Here is a 1,643-nt window from a genome sequence, read left to right on the forward strand (position 1 = left end):
CCGTTGTGGTGCATTCTACACATCTCGCAAAAGGGAAGACTAAATTCTTGAGCTAATGTGCAAAATGTTAAAGAACTAAATGCAAATTGACAATAAATATAATGATTGGTTATTGCTTTACTTTTATGAAAGTACTGACAATTTGGACGTCATAAAACGAAATGACTTTGAAATTCGACTTGCAACTAGTGACCATGCTTGTTATGTTGATACGAATATTGTCTTCTCTAAGTATGAAAAAGTTGACTTATTATTGAAAGACGGACGAATACTAAGAAATACATTGTTATTTAAAGGTAAGTATGTATCTACAATTTTTAGAGATGTTGCAAATGGATTTGTTGCAAGAGACAGGCTAAGTAATTATGCAATTTCATTATATCCAACAATCTTTGACAAATTTGATTTTCAAGCAAAAGACATAAAAGAGATTCGAAACCAACCTGACAATATTAAGTACTACTTCTTTGGCCTAATAAGAAGGTGTAAAGCTTTAAAGGAACAAGAAATAGAAACCTGGATGGACAATTCAAATAAGACAAAATAACGACACCACAACAAACCGCAATAAAGCATAGCAGCCGACAGCATAGTTTGGCTGGGCAGACTCCCGCAGATTGTCTAGTCGTCCTGCGGACGGACAATCACCGCGACTCTGCTACAGCTTCATGCGGCAGGCCGTTAGCCCCCATTAGAACATACAGTAACATGAATATCTTTGAATTTAACAAAAATGAAATCATCAAAATAGAGCTAAATGACTTTAAGAAGCGCTTCGACCATGAGTTGAGGTATCTAGAAGAATATTTTGAGTTAAATAAGAAGATGTTGATTAAACGAAAATGGGAATTAGACTCGTGCTTAAGTGATGATATTCTTAATAATCCTGAACTTGAGGACACTTTTCGAGATTTTTATCTGTTGGATTACATTAAAATCCCATGCTACTTTTATAATTCTGCAATCGTTTCACTTTATTCTTTACTCGAAAATAATTTAAACTCACTATGTGAAATAATTCAGACTGAAACAAATTTTGTAATAGGTCTGAACGACTTAACAGGCTCTAATATTATAGATAAAGGCAGACGATTTTTAATAAAAATTGCTAATATAGATTTTAGGAAAGTTGATAAAGAATGGATACGAATTACAGATTATCAAAAACTTAGAAATCTAATAGTTCATAATAATTCACAAATAAAGAATCGAGAGACGGATTTTAAACTTCTCAGTCGTTTTAACGGAATAAAGACGTATAGTGTTGAAAAGGATTTTCACATTTCAGATATAAAAGTGATTAGTGATTTTTTGGCGTTAATTAAAAAGTTTATATCCAGTTTAATTGACCAAATTGAAGAGAGGAAATTTAAGAAGTTTATAACTGCTCAAGTTCCTTATCCCTTTGATGAAGATGAAAAGATTGAATTACCATTTTAGAAAAATAACGGGGGCTAACAAACCGCTATAGAGCATAAAGGGTGCAGCGCATCTTGGTTGGTTAGTAGCTTCGGCAACCAGCGCCAAATCACTGATTTGGCTTTAGAAATGGAAATTTAAAACAAAATACAGCGCTTTGGCTTTGTTCAATTTGGAAAGTTGTAAGGTTAAATCCCTTTACGCTCCATGCGGCAGGCCGTTAG

The 1,643-nt window shown here is 33.5% G+C and carries 2 protein-coding genes; both read left to right on the forward strand.

From position 1 onward, the window contains the following. Positions 1–79: 79 nt before the first annotated feature. Positions 80–547, forward strand: coding sequence for a hypothetical protein (locus tag ACSX1H_RS19250; RefSeq protein ID WP_439185881.1), 468 nt, complete (start codon positions 80–82; stop codon positions 545–547). Between the two features lie 161 nt (positions 548–708). Then, positions 709–1,440 (forward strand): hypothetical protein, encoded by a 732-nt coding sequence (locus tag ACSX1H_RS19255; protein WP_439185882.1) that lies wholly within the window; start codon positions 709–711, stop codon positions 1,438–1,440. Positions 1,441–1,643: the final 203 nt, after the last annotated feature.

Source organism: Carboxylicivirga taeanensis (genome assembly GCF_051851475.1).
Lineage (GTDB): Bacteria > Bacteroidota > Bacteroidia > Bacteroidales > Marinilabiliaceae > Carboxylicivirga > Carboxylicivirga taeanensis.